Annotated in this window: 15 protein-coding genes; 1 reads left to right on the forward strand and 14 read right to left on the reverse strand. The window is 44.8% G+C overall.

The genetic code is table 11. From position 1 onward, the window contains the following. Nucleotides 1-18: 18 nt before the first annotated feature. The 14 genes from AC58VC_RS20735 to AC58VC_RS20800 form a co-directional block, all read right to left on the reverse strand. Complete coding sequence (locus AC58VC_RS20735) at nucleotides 19-1,200, reverse strand: Ger(x)C family spore germination protein (protein WP_497370831.1); 1,182 nt, start codon at nucleotides 1,198-1,200, stop codon at nucleotides 19-21. Nucleotides 1,201-1,218: 18 nt separating this feature from the next. Continuing rightward, complete coding sequence (locus tag AC58VC_RS20740; RefSeq protein WP_497370838.1) at nucleotides 1,219-2,712, reverse strand: spore germination protein; 1,494 nt, start codon at nucleotides 2,710-2,712, stop codon at nucleotides 1,219-1,221. 164 nt (nucleotides 2,713-2,876) lie between these two features. Beyond that, nucleotides 2,877-3,839, reverse strand: coding sequence for an NAD(P)H-dependent glycerol-3-phosphate dehydrogenase (locus tag AC58VC_RS20745; protein ID WP_497370840.1), 963 nt, complete (start codon nucleotides 3,837-3,839; stop codon nucleotides 2,877-2,879). A 137-nt stretch (nucleotides 3,840-3,976) separates the two neighbouring features. Beyond that, on the reverse strand, nucleotides 3,977-4,477 hold the full coding sequence (locus AC58VC_RS20750; RefSeq protein WP_497370842.1) for a DUF1036 domain-containing protein: 501 nt from the start codon (nucleotides 4,475-4,477) through the stop codon (nucleotides 3,977-3,979). Nucleotides 4,478-4,591: 114 nt separating this feature from the next. Next, nucleotides 4,592-4,972, reverse strand: a complete 381-nt coding sequence (locus tag AC58VC_RS20755) for a MerR family transcriptional regulator (protein ID WP_497370844.1) — start codon at nucleotides 4,970-4,972, stop codon at nucleotides 4,592-4,594. 87 nt (nucleotides 4,973-5,059) lie between these two features. Next, on the reverse strand, nucleotides 5,060-5,878 hold the full coding sequence (locus AC58VC_RS20760) for a substrate-binding periplasmic protein (RefSeq protein WP_497370846.1): 819 nt from the start codon (nucleotides 5,876-5,878) through the stop codon (nucleotides 5,060-5,062). A 79-nt stretch (nucleotides 5,879-5,957) separates the two neighbouring features. Beyond that, nucleotides 5,958-7,613 carry an MGH1-like glycoside hydrolase domain-containing protein gene (locus tag AC58VC_RS20765; RefSeq protein ID WP_497370848.1) on the reverse strand — a complete coding sequence of 552 codons (1,656 nt, stop codon included), beginning with the start codon at nucleotides 7,611-7,613 and terminating at the stop codon, nucleotides 5,958-5,960. A 102-nt stretch (nucleotides 7,614-7,715) separates the two neighbouring features. Beyond that, nucleotides 7,716-9,050: an ABC transporter substrate-binding protein gene (locus AC58VC_RS20770; protein WP_497370850.1), complete on the reverse strand. Its 1,335-nt coding sequence runs from the start codon at nucleotides 9,048-9,050 to the stop codon at nucleotides 7,716-7,718. Between the two features lie 112 nt (nucleotides 9,051-9,162). Next, nucleotides 9,163-10,002: a carbohydrate ABC transporter permease gene (locus tag AC58VC_RS20775; protein WP_497370852.1), complete on the reverse strand. Its 840-nt coding sequence runs from the start codon at nucleotides 10,000-10,002 to the stop codon at nucleotides 9,163-9,165. Nucleotides 10,003-10,006: 4 nt separating this feature from the next. Continuing rightward, nucleotides 10,007-10,924: a carbohydrate ABC transporter permease gene (locus AC58VC_RS20780; RefSeq protein WP_497370854.1), complete on the reverse strand. Its 918-nt coding sequence runs from the start codon at nucleotides 10,922-10,924 to the stop codon at nucleotides 10,007-10,009. 86 nt (nucleotides 10,925-11,010) lie between these two features. Then, on the reverse strand, nucleotides 11,011-12,618 hold the full coding sequence (locus AC58VC_RS20785) for a response regulator transcription factor (protein ID WP_497370856.1): 1,608 nt from the start codon (nucleotides 12,616-12,618) through the stop codon (nucleotides 11,011-11,013). Further along, a complete protein-coding gene (locus tag AC58VC_RS20790) occupies nucleotides 12,611-14,413 on the reverse strand; it encodes a sensor histidine kinase (RefSeq protein ID WP_497370858.1) in 1,803 nt (600 codons plus the stop codon). The genes AC58VC_RS20785 and AC58VC_RS20790 overlap by 8 nt, the downstream gene beginning before the upstream one ends. A gap of 35 nt (nucleotides 14,414-14,448) precedes the next feature. Further along, nucleotides 14,449-14,643, reverse strand: coding sequence for a hypothetical protein (locus tag AC58VC_RS20795; protein ID WP_497370860.1), 195 nt, complete (start codon nucleotides 14,641-14,643; stop codon nucleotides 14,449-14,451). 334 nt (nucleotides 14,644-14,977) lie between these two features. Further along, nucleotides 14,978-15,115 (reverse strand): hypothetical protein, encoded by a 138-nt coding sequence (locus AC58VC_RS20800; protein WP_497370862.1) that lies wholly within the window; start codon nucleotides 15,113-15,115, stop codon nucleotides 14,978-14,980. A 204-nt stretch (nucleotides 15,116-15,319) separates the two neighbouring features. Between AC58VC_RS20800 and AC58VC_RS20805 the strand changes: the two genes are divergently transcribed. Then, the gene (locus AC58VC_RS20805; RefSeq protein ID WP_497371362.1) at nucleotides 15,320-15,712 is read left to right on the forward strand and encodes a PaaI family thioesterase; all 393 of its coding nucleotides are present in this window, start codon (nucleotides 15,320-15,322) and stop codon (nucleotides 15,710-15,712) included. Nucleotides 15,713-15,761 lie beyond the last annotated feature (49 nt).

Consider the following 15,761-nt stretch of genomic DNA (forward strand, 5'->3'; position numbering starts at 1 on the left):
GTCCTTTCTACGCTCCTGCTATTTCATTGTCGAATTTCCTATTGTTCCTGTTTGCCTGATTAACAGCTGGATATCATAGTGCACTTTGGACTTAGGGAATGTTTCATCGTTCCAATCTTCTTTGACTTGCTCCCAATAATCGGGATGATCTTTCCCTAATTGATTCCCGAACCCGACGATATCAGACTTAATCTGTTTGGCTCTATCCACAGTCGCTTCGATGTTGGATTGAACAATTTTCTCTGCCTCTTCCTGTAAATGCTGGATCGTTGCAGGATCTCTCAAATCCACATCGTTGCAAGGTCTATCGACAATATTCGCTTCCGCTCTCACTTGAACATTAACTTCAGGTAGACCATTCTGTATCTTTGTTTTTAGCTTGGTGTCGGAGGAAGTGACTTCGATTCCCATATATTTGTGCCCTCCGCACGCAACATCAATGGAAGTACTATCCAGATTATCGGTAATATCCGTATACCCCTTGCTCTCCTGTTGATCAAGCCAGCCTATCAACTTATCTTCTTTGAAGGCTGCGATGCCTGTATATCGGAAGCGGCTCGGCGGTAGAAATGATTCTACATTTTCTTTCGATTCTCCCATTTGAGGTTCCCCGATTATTTTGATGCCTGTTAGCGCAAGCTCAAAACCGGGTTCAGAAAGTTTATTCAGCACTTCATCTAATGTAATAGCAACGGTTGGCGCCCAATTTTTTTGTGAAGTTTGCAGAGATTGCTGCATGCTATGGCTGGATAATTTCTCGAGTGGCGTATAAAGTTTTAAAATGTTTTCCGCCTTTGTCCCTCTTGCAACAACGATATTGAAATCCATTCGCAACTCATTGTCCCGAAATGAATTATCAATAAAATCTTTAAGCCCCCTTCTAGCCAATGTTTCACTGATCACGTAGAGTTGCAGGTGCCCCATATATACTTTACGCGGAGCCTCAGCTGTCAAAGATCTTGCTGCCTCGAATATCGTCTTGCCTCGCCCCTGAAAAAGCGTACTAGGTGGACGCTCTCCCCCTTTTCTTTGAGCCGAAATTTCACTGGGATTAACGACCTGGAACGAGATCAAATACTCACCCTCTTCCCAATCAACACCGACTCCAAGAACAATAAGCAGCTCGTTCAATTCCCGTCTGCTCCAACAGCCGGTCAACATCAGCAAGCAGAGTATAATAACAGCCAATTTATGCTTCATGTTGACTGCTCCTCCTTCCTAACGCTTACGTACCCTAGTGCTGCCGTTTTCCTGTGATGTATCTGGCCTTTTAAACATCATCCATCTTGGCAGGCGCACAAGAGCATCCTCTAAATCCGTTTTGTTGTAGGGAGAAAATGGGGACATATAAGGCTCACCAAAAGAACGTAGTGAGCATAAATGCAGAAGGAGCACAAACACGCCCATGATGATCCCAAACAATCCAAAGCTGGCTGCTATACCCATAAACACAAAGCGAAGAATGCGTATTGGAATTGACATCCCATATGCCGGCAAGGTAAAGGTGGATATTGCTGTTACAGATACAACAATAACCATGGCTGCAGAAACAATACCTGCCTCAACGGCAGCTTGTCCAATAACGAGCGTGCCTACAACCGATACGGCTTGACCAATTGCGCGTGGCATCCGCAGACCAGCTTCACGTAAGATCTCAAAGGTAACCTCCATCAAAAGTGCCTCAACAAATGCGGGTAAGGGTACCCCCTCCCTCTGCGCAGCCAGTCCAATCAGCAGCGAAGCCGGTAACATGTCCCGATGGAAGGTTGTAATGGCAATATAGAGGGATGGCAGCAAGAGTGAAATGAATACACTCCCAAATCGCAATAGTCTCAATAAACTCGCATAAACTGCACGCTGGTAATAGTCTTCCGCCGATTGAAAAAAAGTAATGAGTTGACTTGGAACAAGCAATAGATTTGGTGTTCCATCAACTAAAATCGCTACTTTCCCCTCAAGCAGCTGTGAAGCTACGTTATCAGGCAATTCGGAATTGTAGATGGTTGGAAATAAAGTAAATTTTCTATCCTCAATCAATTCCTCGATATAACCACTGTCAAGAACACTGTCGATAACAATGGAGTTAAGTCTCGTACGGACCATGTCAACGACTGAGGGCTTAGCTAAACCGTTGATATACATGATGCTTACACCGGTTTTGGTTATTTCTCCAATCGAGATGGTCTCAAGCCATAGCCGAGGGTCCTTGATCTTACGACGGATCAGGGATGTATTCGTGCGAAGGGTCTCCGTGAAACTTTCCCTTGGACCGCGCACGGACGTCTGGTTCGTCGACTCGGTCACCTCGCGTCCCTTCCATTCGCGTACGTCTGCGCGATAAGCGATGTTAGTGTCTTTGAGCAAAATGATGGCTTCACCAGAAAGTAAATTTGTGAACAAAGACGTCATTTCCGTAACTGTGTTAATCGATCCAACTCCGACTAATAGTTCTTTGGCAAATGATTCTGTACCCAAACTGTCCAACTGCGAGACAACGCTTAGTTTATGATTTAACACGTCATAAATATAATGATTAATGGCTGTTGTATCCGACAAACCATCGATATATACGACGGCTGCTGCAATGTCTGACTGTTCATTGAAACGGATCTCTCGGATGACCAAGTCATCGCTTCCGCCCAAATCCTTTTTAATTCGTTCGAGGTTATGTTCAACGATCGGGTTTATGGAAACCGCTGTATCTTCAGCCAAACAACCTCCCTCCTTATTGTCGACACCATCTGAAGATGAGTCATATCCAACATGCTCGTCTACTTTTTAGTATTTTCATCCAATTATATTTTTATCCCAGCATGAAAAAAAGTGCCAGCGATTAAGTTGCTGACACTTTTCCCTAACACCAGTTATGTAATGATCTAAATGTTCTCAAATTTAACAGGTCTCATAAATAGCTTATTAATCTGCTCTAGCGCATCTTGGGCTTCCCAAACAATGGCATTCACAGCCTGGCAAATGGGCAGTTCTACCTCATACTTGGCAGACAATTGAAGTAAAGCTTTAACAGTGGCAGCCCCTTCAGCTAATTTCTCGAAAGGCTCCTGTCTAACAAAAGCCTCCCCAAAGCGCCGATTATGGCTATGCTTCGAAAATACCGTTGCCTCATAATCACCCAGATGACCCAATCCGTATACAGTCAACTCATTTCCGCCCATGGCCTTGACTAACCTGGCTATTTCTTTCGTTCCTCTAGCCATTAAAGCGCCTTTCAAACTTGTATAACCCAATCCATCCAATATCCCTGCTGCAATGCCGATCACATTTTTCGCGGCCGCCCCAATCTCATTGCCTAATACATCTTCCCCATAGTAAAAGCGGATCGTTTCACTTCCCAAGCTATCTACGATTAACTTCGTAACGTGATTATCCTCCGAGTCAATGACCATACAGTTCGGAATATCCTGCACAAAATCTTGCACATGACCGGGACCGACCCAGATAGCAACTCGAACGGGCTGCTGAATTTCTTCCTGAAACACACGTGTAAGCCTTTCCCCGGATTCCATCTCAAGACCTTTCATACACAGAACAAAAGTCTTGTTAGTAAGATCCAATGAAGTAAGCTGCTTAGCAAAGCCTCTAAGCTCTTGCGCGCTAATCGCGATGAAGATAAGTTCAGCAAATGCAATGGCTTCTTCCAGGTTATTCGTTAACTGAATATTTTGTGGCAAAAGCAAATAATCATTCGTTCTCGTTTGCGAGAGCTTTTGATAAGTAAGGGAAGCGTCTCTTCCCCATAACTTAACATCATGTCCTTGTTTACTCGCATACCAGGATAAAAAGGATCCCCATCTCCCACAGCCTAATACGGTAACCTGCATCACATAGCACTTCCTTTGCGTCAATCTGTGGCGTAAATACTTTCTATGCACTTCCATTATTCGCGATAAAAGTTGACTATCCTTTCGCTGCCCTTAAAAACAATAAATCCGCCTGTTAGGCGGATTTATAAGCGTGACTATTTTTTGGGCAGCCACAAACGATTTGACGTGCGGCCCCCCAGAAGAGGTCTGCCCACTTGCATTTTTCTCGGCTTACCCGTAGGAATTTTACGCAGCGATGAGATGGTCTTGGACGGCAACGCCACGGGACCAATAGCCTTATTCGCACTACGGATTGCGGTTAAAGTGAGTGTGAAATTCGCAACAAGTAAGCCCATTCGAATGCCTCTAAATCCAACCGTTCTACAGGTGGAGCAGCCTGTGTCCCAACACCAACGATACGGCGTCGAAGGTACTTGTGTGAAGAATTGCCCTGCCCAGCGGCGTCCGAACGCATCCTCTGCATAATAATAAAACGTTTGCCCGCCAACGAACCCACTCCAAACTTGTCTCGTTTGCCCAGGGTCCACTCTGTACCAACCTGTTTTGACAAAGGTGGTTGGTCGACAGAGTAAATTAAAGTATCCGAAGGAAATAAACAGTGCAGCATTCGTGGCGTTTCGGAAACTGAAACCCATAGTTCGTCACTTCCTATTCCATTATAGTAATCTTACAGTTTATACTATGAGATTACTGGAAATTGGAAAGGGACAAACGTTGGCTCTCACAAAATATCATCAAGTACTAGAACATTAACTTCGATCTCCATTCCGATCTGTTACTAGGCTCTTAAAATTATTCAATTTATAATTTATTTTCTCAAGAGCAATGCTCATTTCAGCCATTTGTTCCTCTATCTCCACTTTGTGCTTATCAAGAACTTGATAACAACTTTCATAGTCTTGATCAATATAGAACTGGATATATCGGTCGATTTCTTTTAACGGCATTTGTGTTCGTTTCAGTTGAGTAATGAAAATGAACCGTTCAAGGTCGCCGCTCGTATATTCACGCTGTCCATTGCCTTTACGCTTAGGTAGCGGTAGGATCCCGAGTTTCTCATAATACCGAATCGTATCTATCGTCAGTCCCGTCTTCTCAGAAAGCTCTGAGATTGAGAGTTTAAGTTCCATATTTAGCCTCCTCTCTAACATCTTATTGCCTAGAGTATAGTCCAGGTCAACCGAAATGGTCGACGATAAAACAATAAAGGCCGCTACTTAGCGACCTTTCACAGTTTCGTGCTGCATTTCGTATTCCAACTCTTTTTTAATTTTATCTGGCATTTTATCCGGCTTAGTGCCAAACCACTTCGTATACATCGTTTCGTATGTCCCGTCTTTACTGATAGCCTCGATCCCTTGGTTCACTTTACCAATATATTTATTGCGTTTCTTCCCAACGACGGCGTATCTTTCTTTGTTGAACGTTTCTCCAACCATTTTCACTTGCCCTTGCGCTTTGTCCTGTAGAAAATCATGCGCGTTTCGCTCATCGAATATGGCGGCATCCACCGTATTGTTTTTTAATTCGTTGTAGACATCCGCAACATTGGAATAGCTCCGAATTTTAGCCCCTTGAATTTCACCAGCGTAGTTAAAAGCTGTCGATCCATTTTTGGTTGCCACCACTTTTTGAGCTAAATCCTCCTTGCCTTTAATTACACCATTATCGGTAGATGTCAACACGACTAGCCCCGTTTGAAAATAAGGACTGGAGTACTCAAAATTGTTCTTACGGGCGTTGCTGACTGTCATGCCGGCCATCGCCAGATCAACTGCACCGGACTTGACGCTCTTGATTAATTCTCCATGCTCCATGGGAACGAGCTCATACTTTATATCCGTTTTTTGCGCTATTGCTTGCCACAAATCGACCTCGAAGCCCTTCTTATCCCCGTTTTCCATATACGTGAACGGACGGAAGTTTTGCTCGATCCCGACTTTGACCGTTTCCTTTTTCCCGCACCCTGAGGCCGCCATCATAACCAATAGGACGGCTAACAGAGCGATGCTCCGCTTGCTTCGAATTCCAACCATAGCTTGTATACCCTCCTTCTCATAACAACGGTATTATTTGTTAATCGATGAGAGGTTATACTTGGTTATTTACATAGAACTACCGATAAGTCGGTGCGATAACGCCCCTATCAGCCTCAATCTTGATCAGATCAATGCCATTAACCAAATCGAATCGTTCATTTCCTTTTACAGCTACACGCCACTCCTGCCCTTCATAAGAAACAATGCCTTCAACCGTTCGAATACTCATCCCTATCAAAGATTTCAGCTTTCCTTCTCGATCTGTTACGGCTCTGAGTCCATTCGGAAACCGAAGCAGTACTTTCCCGTCCTGATAAACGATAGATTCGTCTACTGTATTCACTAATTCAAAGGTAACGCCATCTACATTACGGCTATAGGCTGTTGCATCAGCAATCTCTTCCCCGTGGTCGACGGCATACGGAAGCAGCCCCGTGAACCAAAGCTCATTATCCGGTCTAGGCATAATTCCGCATAGACGTTCAACATAATCCAGCACGCACATAATAGCCGGTGAGTAGGTTTGTGTAAAACCCTCTTCACCTGTCCAAGGGCTAAGCGCTTGAGCGAAACGTGTCATTTTATGAAAAGCCGCCATGATTGGATACAGCACATACGTCAACTCTACGAACCGTCCATGATGCTCAAAGGCATGCGGTGCACGGATCAGGCTGAGAAAATTGGATGAGCCCGCCCAGCTGTTGTAGGATGAAAAAGGATCAAATCGAGGATCATCCATCGCAATTGAGGTAAAAGGATACTTGGCAAAAAATTTCCGTGTGTTGAGCAAATATTTACGCAGCGCTTGGTCGAAGAATGCCTGATCGCCTACTTCACAAGCAAGCACACGCAGAAGGACATCCGATTGAACACGGACCAGTTCGTCATTTTTATCACGATCATAGAAGAACTGATCCGTTTCATCGAAACAGTATTGGAATAATCGGTTTAAACTGATTGCTGCTTTTTCCCGCCATGGCTCACCGCTTTCCCCTAACTCTTCTGCCATTTTGGCCAAATAAAGGCGCTGACAATAGACATTTGCCGTTAAATCCGGTGCAATAAACGGTAAAATCGGCGAGTCCGGATTGTATTCTCGAGGATCATTCCTATGAGGCGTATCTGGTACATGCCAGAAACGCGGCGACAAGTCATGCCCCGTATCGAACGTACAGAACGCTTCCACAGCATCCGTACCTCGCGTATTGCGATAAGTGACTAGCCACTCATCATAGCGCTGCATTGCCGCGTACATTTTACGTAGGAAGGTTTGATCCTTCCCATTCATTTGATAGTGATTCCATACGCTTCGCGCAAGTGGTGTCACCAGCTGGATTTGTCTGTACGATGGGCCATTTTCGGTCAATTTATAAGGTATCAAACCATCTTCACGCTGGTAGTCAGCAAACATTTCGTACGTCGTTTGCGACACGGATGGGATAAACCGCGAAAGCAGCTCAGCATTAATCGTCCCAGTGCTTTCCAGCCAACACCCTAAATAGATGCCGCCTTCGTGTAAAATAGGCTTGTCGCCGAGGGTTGGAACGACACAGTCCAACAACTTGCGGAGAGCCTCGTAGTAGACATCCTCAAATTTATCCGAGGATGCGGCAAATTTCACGCCATGCTGCATCCATTCTTGGACTACTTGACCATCAGAAGCTTTTCTGAGTTCACCGATCTTTTCCTCCGTTTGAATCCCACGAAGTTTCGTAAGCAAATCCTCTCTCATGCTTCAGCCTCTTTTCTTGTCTCTATTAGGAATTCCAACAAGCTCATTCAGCAGATAAGAAAAGACTGCCAGTGGCAGCCTTTTCTCCCGCAAGCGGATTCCTTATTTGTTATTGTTGAAAATCTTCACAGTCCCGGTGTAGAAGTCGGTCACGCCTTTTTTTACATCTTTTTTTCCAAAGCCGATTTCCTGTACGGTAGTTTCAATTAATTTCGTATATTCCGTATTGCCCGGAGGGTTGTAGCTGACCGCGAACGGTTCTTTATTTGTCGCTGCAGAAACACGACTCGTGTAATCATAGATGACTTGATCTACTGGATTCGCATCCTTCTTCAACAGCTCACGCATTTTGGAAGTAACTGGAACGCCACGGTCATTGCCCAAAATTTTCGCTGCATCCGGATCGTTAATCCAGTAATTCATCAGCATCGCCACTTCCTTCGGATGCTTTGTTTTTGCATAACCGGACAGGCCTTGGCTGGATTCGAATACGACACCCGTTCCTTTCGGTCCGCGAGGCAGTTGAACTAGCTCCAGCTTATCTGGAATCAAGTTCTGATGAGCGCCTAGCTGATTCGAAGCGAGCAAGCTCATTGCCACTTTCCCCGTCACAACGAGCGATTTACTCGTATCCGCAGGGGGATTCGATACCTGCAAGGCAGGTGTTACAACGCCCCCAGCTTTGGTCATTGTATCCCATAATCCGAACCACTCTTCCGCATCCTGCTGCTCAAAGCCAAGCTTCGCATTATCCATGTCGTAAAGCATTTTGCCTCTTTGCTTCAGATATATATCCATACCATCAACGGTGAAATTGTAAGTGCCGAACACATCTTTGCCTAGCTTATCAGAAATCTCTTTGCTGGTTTTTCCGAATTCCTCCCAAGTCCAACCATCTTTCGGCACCGGGATACCCGCTTTTTTGAACAACTCCGTATTGACCACGATTCCCCTTGCATTCGCTCCGGCAGAAACATGCAGAAGCTTACCCTTGAAGGTCCCGTATTGAATCATTGATTTATCCATATCGGTAAGGTCAAGCTCTTTGCCTACATAAGGGTCCATCTCTAGCAGAACGTTTTTGTTGGCGTAATCAACGACGTTCCCGCCGAGGAAAAACGCATCAGGTGCTGTGCCGGAAGCTAGTTGCGTATTGAGCTTATCAAAGTATCCGGAGCTTGGCGCGAACTCACCGACAATTTTGATATTCGGATTTTTCTCTTCGAACTTGCGAAGCGCTTCATTCGTGCGATCGGCACGTTTTTGATCGCCCCACCACATAAGTCGCAGCTCAACTGGCTCTGTTTTCGCAGCTCCGCTAGCTGTACTTGCCGCTGGCGTGTTAGTTGTGCTGCTGCCTGTACCCGTACCTGAAGAACAAGCCGATGTCACTGCCATCAACATGGCCAACGTTGTCATGATCAACCGTTTTTTCATAGATAAATTCCCCCTGTTTTTCGTATGATGATCGTGGATATCCTGATCGTAATGCATTTCAAGCTTACTTAGAATGTCATTTCTTCGGGTGTTGACTACTCAATTTTTCGGGTTATTTCAGACCTGTAGTCGCAATGCCTTCTAAGAAATATTTCTGAAAGGATAGGAATATCGTCATGATCGGTACCAGTGAAAGCACAGACATCGCAAGCAGCGCGCCCCAATCCGACTCCCCGGATGGATCAAACAAGGAGCGGATACCTAGTTGAACCGTAAACAATTTGATGTTGTTCAAATAGATCATTTGCGAAAAAAAATCGTCCCAAGTCCAAATGAAAGTGAAAATAGCGGTTGTAATTAACGCTGGAACCAGTAACGGCATCATAATCCGAAAATAGATTTGACCTTGTCCGCAGCCGTCAATCGTTGCACTTTCGTCAAGTTCTTTCGGGATACCTCGGATGAACTGCACCATGAGTAGGATGAAGAATGAATCGTGTGCCAGCCACTTAGGTACGATCAGCGGTAGATACGTGTTAATCCACTCAAACTTGTTATAAATAATGTACTGCGGAACCAAAGTGACATGGTAAGGGAGCATAATCGTCACCAGCATGAGACTGAACCAAAGCTTTTTGAACCTGAAATCCAATCGGGCAAACGCATAAGCTGCAAAAGAGCAGGTAATAACATTCCCAAGTACGGAAAGCACTGAAATTTGTGCGGAATTCAGAAAAAACCGTCCAAACGTCGTGCCCTGCAAACCTCTCCAGCCGTTGATATAATTGTCAAACGTAAACGTTGACGGCCAAAGGCTCGTAGTTGAGAAAATGAGCTGATTCGGCTTAAACGAAGCGCTCAGCAGCCACAAAACGGGATACAACATCAGCAGGCCAAAAGCGATAATCAACAAATGCTTGAGCAGTTTTGTATAGTTCCTATTCACAGTCATTGAATCATCCCCTCTCATCCTTGCCATCGCCGTAAAATACCCAATACTTTGAGGTCAGGAACACAACAGCCGTTAATATGCCAATTACAACAAGCATGATCCAAGCAAGTGCTGACGCGTAACCCATGTCGAAGAAAGCAAATCCTTTTAAATACAGATACAGGGTATAAAATAGGGTTGAGTTAACTGGACCTCCGCGCCCGTCACCGATGACATAACCTGGCGTAAACACCTGGAACGAGTTAATAATACTCATGACAAGGTTGAAGAAGATAACCGGTGACAAGAGTGGCAGCGTAATTTGAAAAAACTGTCTGATCTTTCCTGCACCGTCTACTTGCGAAGCTTCATACAGATCGGCAGGCACTTGCTTCAGACCAGCCAGAAAGATAACCATCGCAGATCCAAACTGCCACACCGATAACGTAATGATCGTGGACAAAATATAGTCTGGATGTGCCACCCAGGCTGGTCCCTCAATGCCAAACCAGCTCAAAAATTGGTTGAACAGTCCGTCTCCGTCGAATATTTTACGCCACACGATCGCAATCGCAACACTTCCCCCAAGCAGAGACGGGATGTAATAGACGGTTCGGTAAACCCCTAGCGCACGAATTCCTTTATTCAGCGCCATTGCCACCAGTAAAGCGAAAATCAGTCGAAGAGGCACTGACAATAAGGCATACTGGAAAGTAAGTCCCATGGAATGCAAAAAGGAGTCATCTTCCTTGAAGATTTGCACATAATTGTCCAGTCCCAGCAACCGGGGGCTGTTCAGTAAATTGAATTTCGTGAATGACAGATAAAGCGAACCCAGCATCGGCCCCAGCGTTAAACAGAAAAATCCGACTAACCAAGGCAATAAAAATAAATAGGCTGTACGATTTTGCCGCGAAAGGGCGGTTTTACGTAGAGATGACATGAGCGCCCTCCTCCTTCGTGATCGTTTCGGGTGACCATCTATCACCATTAGGATCATCATAAGGATTTACGGCGCTCCTTTGAATGCTATTTCTTCGGTACTTGATTATCAAATTTTTCAGGTGCTTTTAGACGTATCCGGTAATCGGACGGAGAAATACCGTACATCCTTTTAAATTTTGAACTAAAATAACTCGCATTCGAGAAGCCTGTCAGCTCCGCGATGTCCCACAGACTGAGCATGGTTTCCTCCAGCAATTGCACAGCCTTAGCCATCCGCACATCTGTGATATATTGAATAAAGGTTTTACCGGCTTTGGCTTTAAACATCTCGGAAAAGTAAGAAGAATTATAATTAAAACGTTCGGCTAACATCGTTAAATTCAGATCATACATATAATTATCTTGAATAAATTGCTCGGCAGCCTGAATCATCGAATGTTCGGCATCCAGCGCGCCCTTTTCTGGCCTGCCCATGATTTTCACAGCCAGTTTATTCAGAAATTGCGCAGCTTTAGCTGTCGTATCAAAGCCCCAGACCTGCTCGGGACGAAGCCAGAGCTGTTCGCTGCTTTCTAAGGCAATGCCGGCTGTAAAGGCCATTGTATCCAGCATCAGATATAGCTGAAAAATTAGCTTCACAAATCGGGCCTGCGAGGCGGCAAAAGCGGCATTTAACTCTTTGTGAATCGCTTGCTCAAAAGCCGATAAATCGCCTCGCGTCACATAACGCTGCAGCACCTTCGTCGTCTCTTCCGAGAGAACAGCCTCCATCACAGTTTGCTGCTGAATAACATTCGAAGCATGATTGCCTTTCAAATTCCAAGCTAATAGCGCAGATAAATAGCCATCCTTCCACTGCCTTAGTCCAATCACGGTCTGCCCCGTGCCGACCGCAGGCTCAAAGCCCAAATGTTCAGTTACCGCATGGCAAAGTCTATGCACGAAAGCTTCCAGTTCCCCATCCTCCGCTGCGGTAACGAAGTGCATTAACCCCGCATAATTCGCATCACGAAACACATGATACTGCCCATTTGAATTCTCCGCTGCTTCTCTGCAAACCATTTCGAAAGGTAAGCGCATTTTATCAGGCGAACGTTCCTGCTGCGTATTTTGTCGTTCAATCGAACCGACGGTAACGAATCGCACTTGGCGATTTTCCCAGGCATCCAGTTGAAACCACTTGGCTCTCTCCCTAAGAAGGGACTCCCGTTCCACCTCTTCTTTGACAAGATGGACAAGGAAATGCTCTTTCATTTCCTTGTAATATTGCGAGAGCCGCCACTGCATCATGACTTGTTGGTCGCGTTCATTCCTTAAACCATCCAGCTCCTGAACAATTTTGCTCAGCGTTTCGGTCAATTCATCTTGCGTCACAGGCTTAAGCAAATAATTCCTTGCCTGATTACGAATCGCCGCTTTTGCATAATGAAAATCCTCATAACCAGTAATTACAATCAACCGTAAAGTAGGATATTGCTCATAACAGGCTTCCAAAAATGACACACCATTCATGACAGGCATATTCATATCCGTAATGACCACATCAACAGGATGTTGTGTCAGCCACTCCATGGCTTCCGCTCCATTGCCTGCCTCACCTGTAATGTTGAGGCCTAAACTCTCCCAGTCGACCTTGAGCTTCAAACCAAGACGAATTTCTGGTTCATCATCGACAATTAGCACACTATACATCTAAGGTCCCTCCTTGAATAGGCAAAATCAGTGAAATACTCGTTCCTTCTAATTCGCCCGGAATGATTTCAAATTCGAACAAATTGCCGTAGTAGAGCTGGCATCTGGCTAATACATTGCGTAAGCCAATCTGCTCCGACCTTGTTCGCAAAATATGGTCAAAATGGGAAGTCAACGATTCTGCGCGCAATTGCTGGTACAATTCCAACGTGATTCCAGTACCATTATCAGCAACGGTGAGTATTAAACGCTGATCTGCACGTCGTACTCTAACTATGACTTTCGCTTCTGCCTGTTCCTTAAAGCTATATTTCACAGCATTTTCAATCAGTGGTTGCAAAATGAATTTAGGGATAACACATTGACGAAGCCGTTCATCTTCCTCTAACGAGAGGTGCAGCCGATCGGCAAAGCGAATTTGTAAAATAGAAGCATAATGGCGAACATATTTCAGTTCTTCTTCAAGCGGGGTTAGATCGTTGCTAATTTTCAGGGAGAAACGCATCATTTTCCCCAAAGCTTCAATGACCCTCACCGTATCCTGTGTACGTTGCTGCATGGCCAAACTGCTTAGTAATTCCAATGTATTAAATAAAAAGTGCGGGTTAATCTGCATCAGTAAAGCTTTATATTCCGCCTGCTGCTTTAACAGCTTCAGCTCAAATTCAGTTTTAATATGATAACGGAGCCGACTGACCATGTTTCGAAAAGTTGCGGTGACGTAACTCACTTCATTACGCACCTTCTCATCAGCAGGTATACGATTCTCTGCCCCGTCAAAATCACCCATCTGGACATAACGCATCCCGGATGCCAATCGTGAGAGCGGTTTCGAAATTCCATGTGAAAGCCAGATGGCAGCAGCAATTGCACCTACTAGCAGCAAGGACCCAAAGATGAATAAACTTGTGCGCAGCTTGTACAACTTGCCGTACAGATCGACTTCAGGCACAATGCCAACGAGCAGCCAATTGTTTAACTTCAGCTTTTTATAAACCATAATGTCCTTAGCACCAGATTCATTCTCCAAATAAATGACACCGTTTTGCTGCGAACTATTGCGGATTGTTTCCATTTGCTTGGCAGCTTCGGGGTGAGAGTTGTATTCACTCTGTCCTAGAACTGATTCTCCTTGGCCATCCAGTAGGAAAATCGTACCTTTCTCCCCTAAATGAATCCGATTAAGCGGTTCCAGGAAAAATTCAGAGCTAACATTAATCTTCATCATATTTCTAGACTGCGAAGGTTCAAATGTGCCGATTGGCAGTAATAAACTGAGTACATCAAAAGTCTTCGAACGATTCAACTCAATTGGGTCTTTATGTGCAGAAACCCATTGAATGCCTCTTGTCTTAAAATGATCGTACCACTGTTCCTTCTTGAACGAGGAATCGTTCATCATCTGATTATCTGCTGTGATCCACATGCCTTCCTGCCTATACACCGTCACTGACGAAACAATAGAGTAATTATTCGTGGTTTGTGTTAGAAATTGGCTCAAATTAATGTTTGCCAGCATCTTTTCACCTGCTGGTAGAGCAGGATCTGACAGCGCGTTATCCCAGCTTTTTATCATTGAGCTATTAAAAACAATGGATGAAACATCATAAATTTGCACCAGCGCCATATTGACGAAAGACCCGTACTCGTCCATTTTTTCGAAAGCTGACGATTCGATATAGGAACGTATAATGGATCGTGACTCCGTGAAAAACAAGTACGACATCAACCCGAACGAGATGGACAATAAGATGACGAAAAAAACGATTAAGCGGTTTTTTAGCGAGTAGAACATGGTGGGCCCCCTCTAGCTATAGATGTCATTGTTAATTACATCCATATAACGCCTTCGGGTATCTTTTTGTCAACAGCTAAAATCGTTGCAGCTGCGCTGCTGCCTTCTCGGATCACGGTTCTTCGCTCCCAACGATGTTTTACATCGTTGCGGTACTCTCTACCTTGGCTCGTGCGTACTACAACGATGTTTTTCATCGTTGCAGCTGCGCTGCTGCCTTCTCTGATCACCGTTCTTCCCTCCCAACGATGCTTTTCAACGTTGCAGCTGCGCAACTGCCTTCTCGAATCACCGTTCTTCGCTCCCAACGATGTTTTACATCGTTGCGGTGCTCTCTACCGTGACTCGTGCGTACTACAACGATGTTTTACATCGTTGCAGCTGCGCAGCTGCCTTCTCGAATCACGGTTCTTCGCTCCCAACGATGTTTTTCATCGTTGCGATGCTCGCTACCGTGACTCGTGCGTACTGCAACGATGTTTTTCATCGTTGCAGCTCGCTCCCACCATTAAAAACAAAAGAAATGTCGCATAGATTGCGGCATTCCTTCATTCGCTGGTTAGATTATTCCTCACTAGCTTCAACTTCTCCATTTAACTGATCCGCATACGCTCGAATCAACTCATAATCATGTTTTGATTCGGCGTCTTCCACTTGCTCAGTCTCTTGAAACTCCATCCACATCTCATTATCAACCTGCATGCTTCCAACCCCTTCGTTTTGTTGAACTTAGAATTTCCTATCAAGGAATTGTTATCCTTTCTCCAAAAATTTTTCCTTCTACTAGCAACATAACGACACGTATACTAGAAAGAGTACGAACTCTGAAGGAGGATATTGCTAATGATTGTAGCAGAACAAATTTATCAGTCGTATGGGATGGATAAGGAGTCATTTATCACCTTTATGAAAGAACGAAGCTTGCACACCGCTATCCAATCGCTCGGCATCGACTTTGTGGAGCTGGCGCCCGATCGTGTTGTGATGTCAATGCCGGTCGGACCTAGCACTCATCAACCTGCTGGCATTTTACATGGCGGAGCCTCAGTTCTATTGGCGGAAACAGCAGCTTCGATTGCTTCGGAGATTAATATCATCGACAAAGATAAATATGCGGCGGTTGGACTTGAAATCAATGCCAATCACCTTAAAAGCAAAAGAGACGGCATCGTAACAGCCGTTGCCACGCCCATTCACAAAGGCCGCAAAACGATGGTTTGGGACATTCGCATCTCCGATGAGAAAGATCAACTGATATGTATTTCACGCTGCACTGTAGCTATTATAGATAAAAAATAACAAAAACAGCCCAGACAATGTGTCTTGGGCTGTTTTAATAATCCGCTAT

It is taken from the genome of Paenibacillus sp. J22R67, assembly GCF_059692175.1.

Excerpts from the sequence above, each read along its gene's own strand:
- AC58VC_RS20735 (WP_497370831.1), bottom strand. The coding sequence starts at position 1,200 with ATGAAGCATAAATTGGCTGTTATTATACTCTGCTTGCTGATGTTGACC.
- AC58VC_RS20745 (WP_497370840.1), bottom strand. The coding sequence starts at position 3,839 with ATGCAGGTTACCGTATTAGGCTGTGGGAGATGGGGATCCTTTTTATCC.
- AC58VC_RS20750 (WP_497370842.1), bottom strand. The coding sequence starts at position 4,477 with ATGGGTTTCAGTTTCCGAAACGCCACGAATGCTGCACTGTTTATTTCC.
- AC58VC_RS20755 (WP_497370844.1), bottom strand. The coding sequence starts at position 4,972 with ATGGAACTTAAACTCTCAATCTCAGAGCTTTCTGAGAAGACGGGACTG.
- AC58VC_RS20760 (WP_497370846.1), bottom strand. The coding sequence starts at position 5,878 with ATGGTTGGAATTCGAAGCAAGCGGAGCATCGCTCTGTTAGCCGTCCTA.
- AC58VC_RS20765 (WP_497370848.1), bottom strand. The coding sequence starts at position 7,613 with ATGAGAGAGGATTTGCTTACGAAACTTCGTGGGATTCAAACGGAGGAA.
- AC58VC_RS20770 (WP_497370850.1), bottom strand. The coding sequence starts at position 9,050 with ATGAAAAAACGGTTGATCATGACAACGTTGGCCATGTTGATGGCAGTG.
- AC58VC_RS20775 (WP_497370852.1), bottom strand. The coding sequence starts at position 10,002 with ATGACTGTGAATAGGAACTATACAAAACTGCTCAAGCATTTGTTGATT.
- AC58VC_RS20780 (WP_497370854.1), bottom strand. The coding sequence starts at position 10,924 with ATGTCATCTCTACGTAAAACCGCCCTTTCGCGGCAAAATCGTACAGCC.
- AC58VC_RS20785 (WP_497370856.1), bottom strand. The coding sequence starts at position 12,618 with ATGTATAGTGTGCTAATTGTCGATGATGAACCAGAAATTCGTCTTGGT.
- AC58VC_RS20790 (WP_497370858.1), bottom strand. The coding sequence starts at position 14,413 with ATGTTCTACTCGCTAAAAAACCGCTTAATCGTTTTTTTCGTCATCTTA.
- AC58VC_RS20800 (WP_497370862.1), bottom strand. The coding sequence starts at position 15,115 with ATGCAGGTTGATAATGAGATGTGGATGGAGTTTCAAGAGACTGAGCAA.
- AC58VC_RS20805 (WP_497371362.1), top strand. The coding sequence starts at position 15,320 with ATGAAAGAACGAAGCTTGCACACCGCTATCCAATCGCTCGGCATCGAC.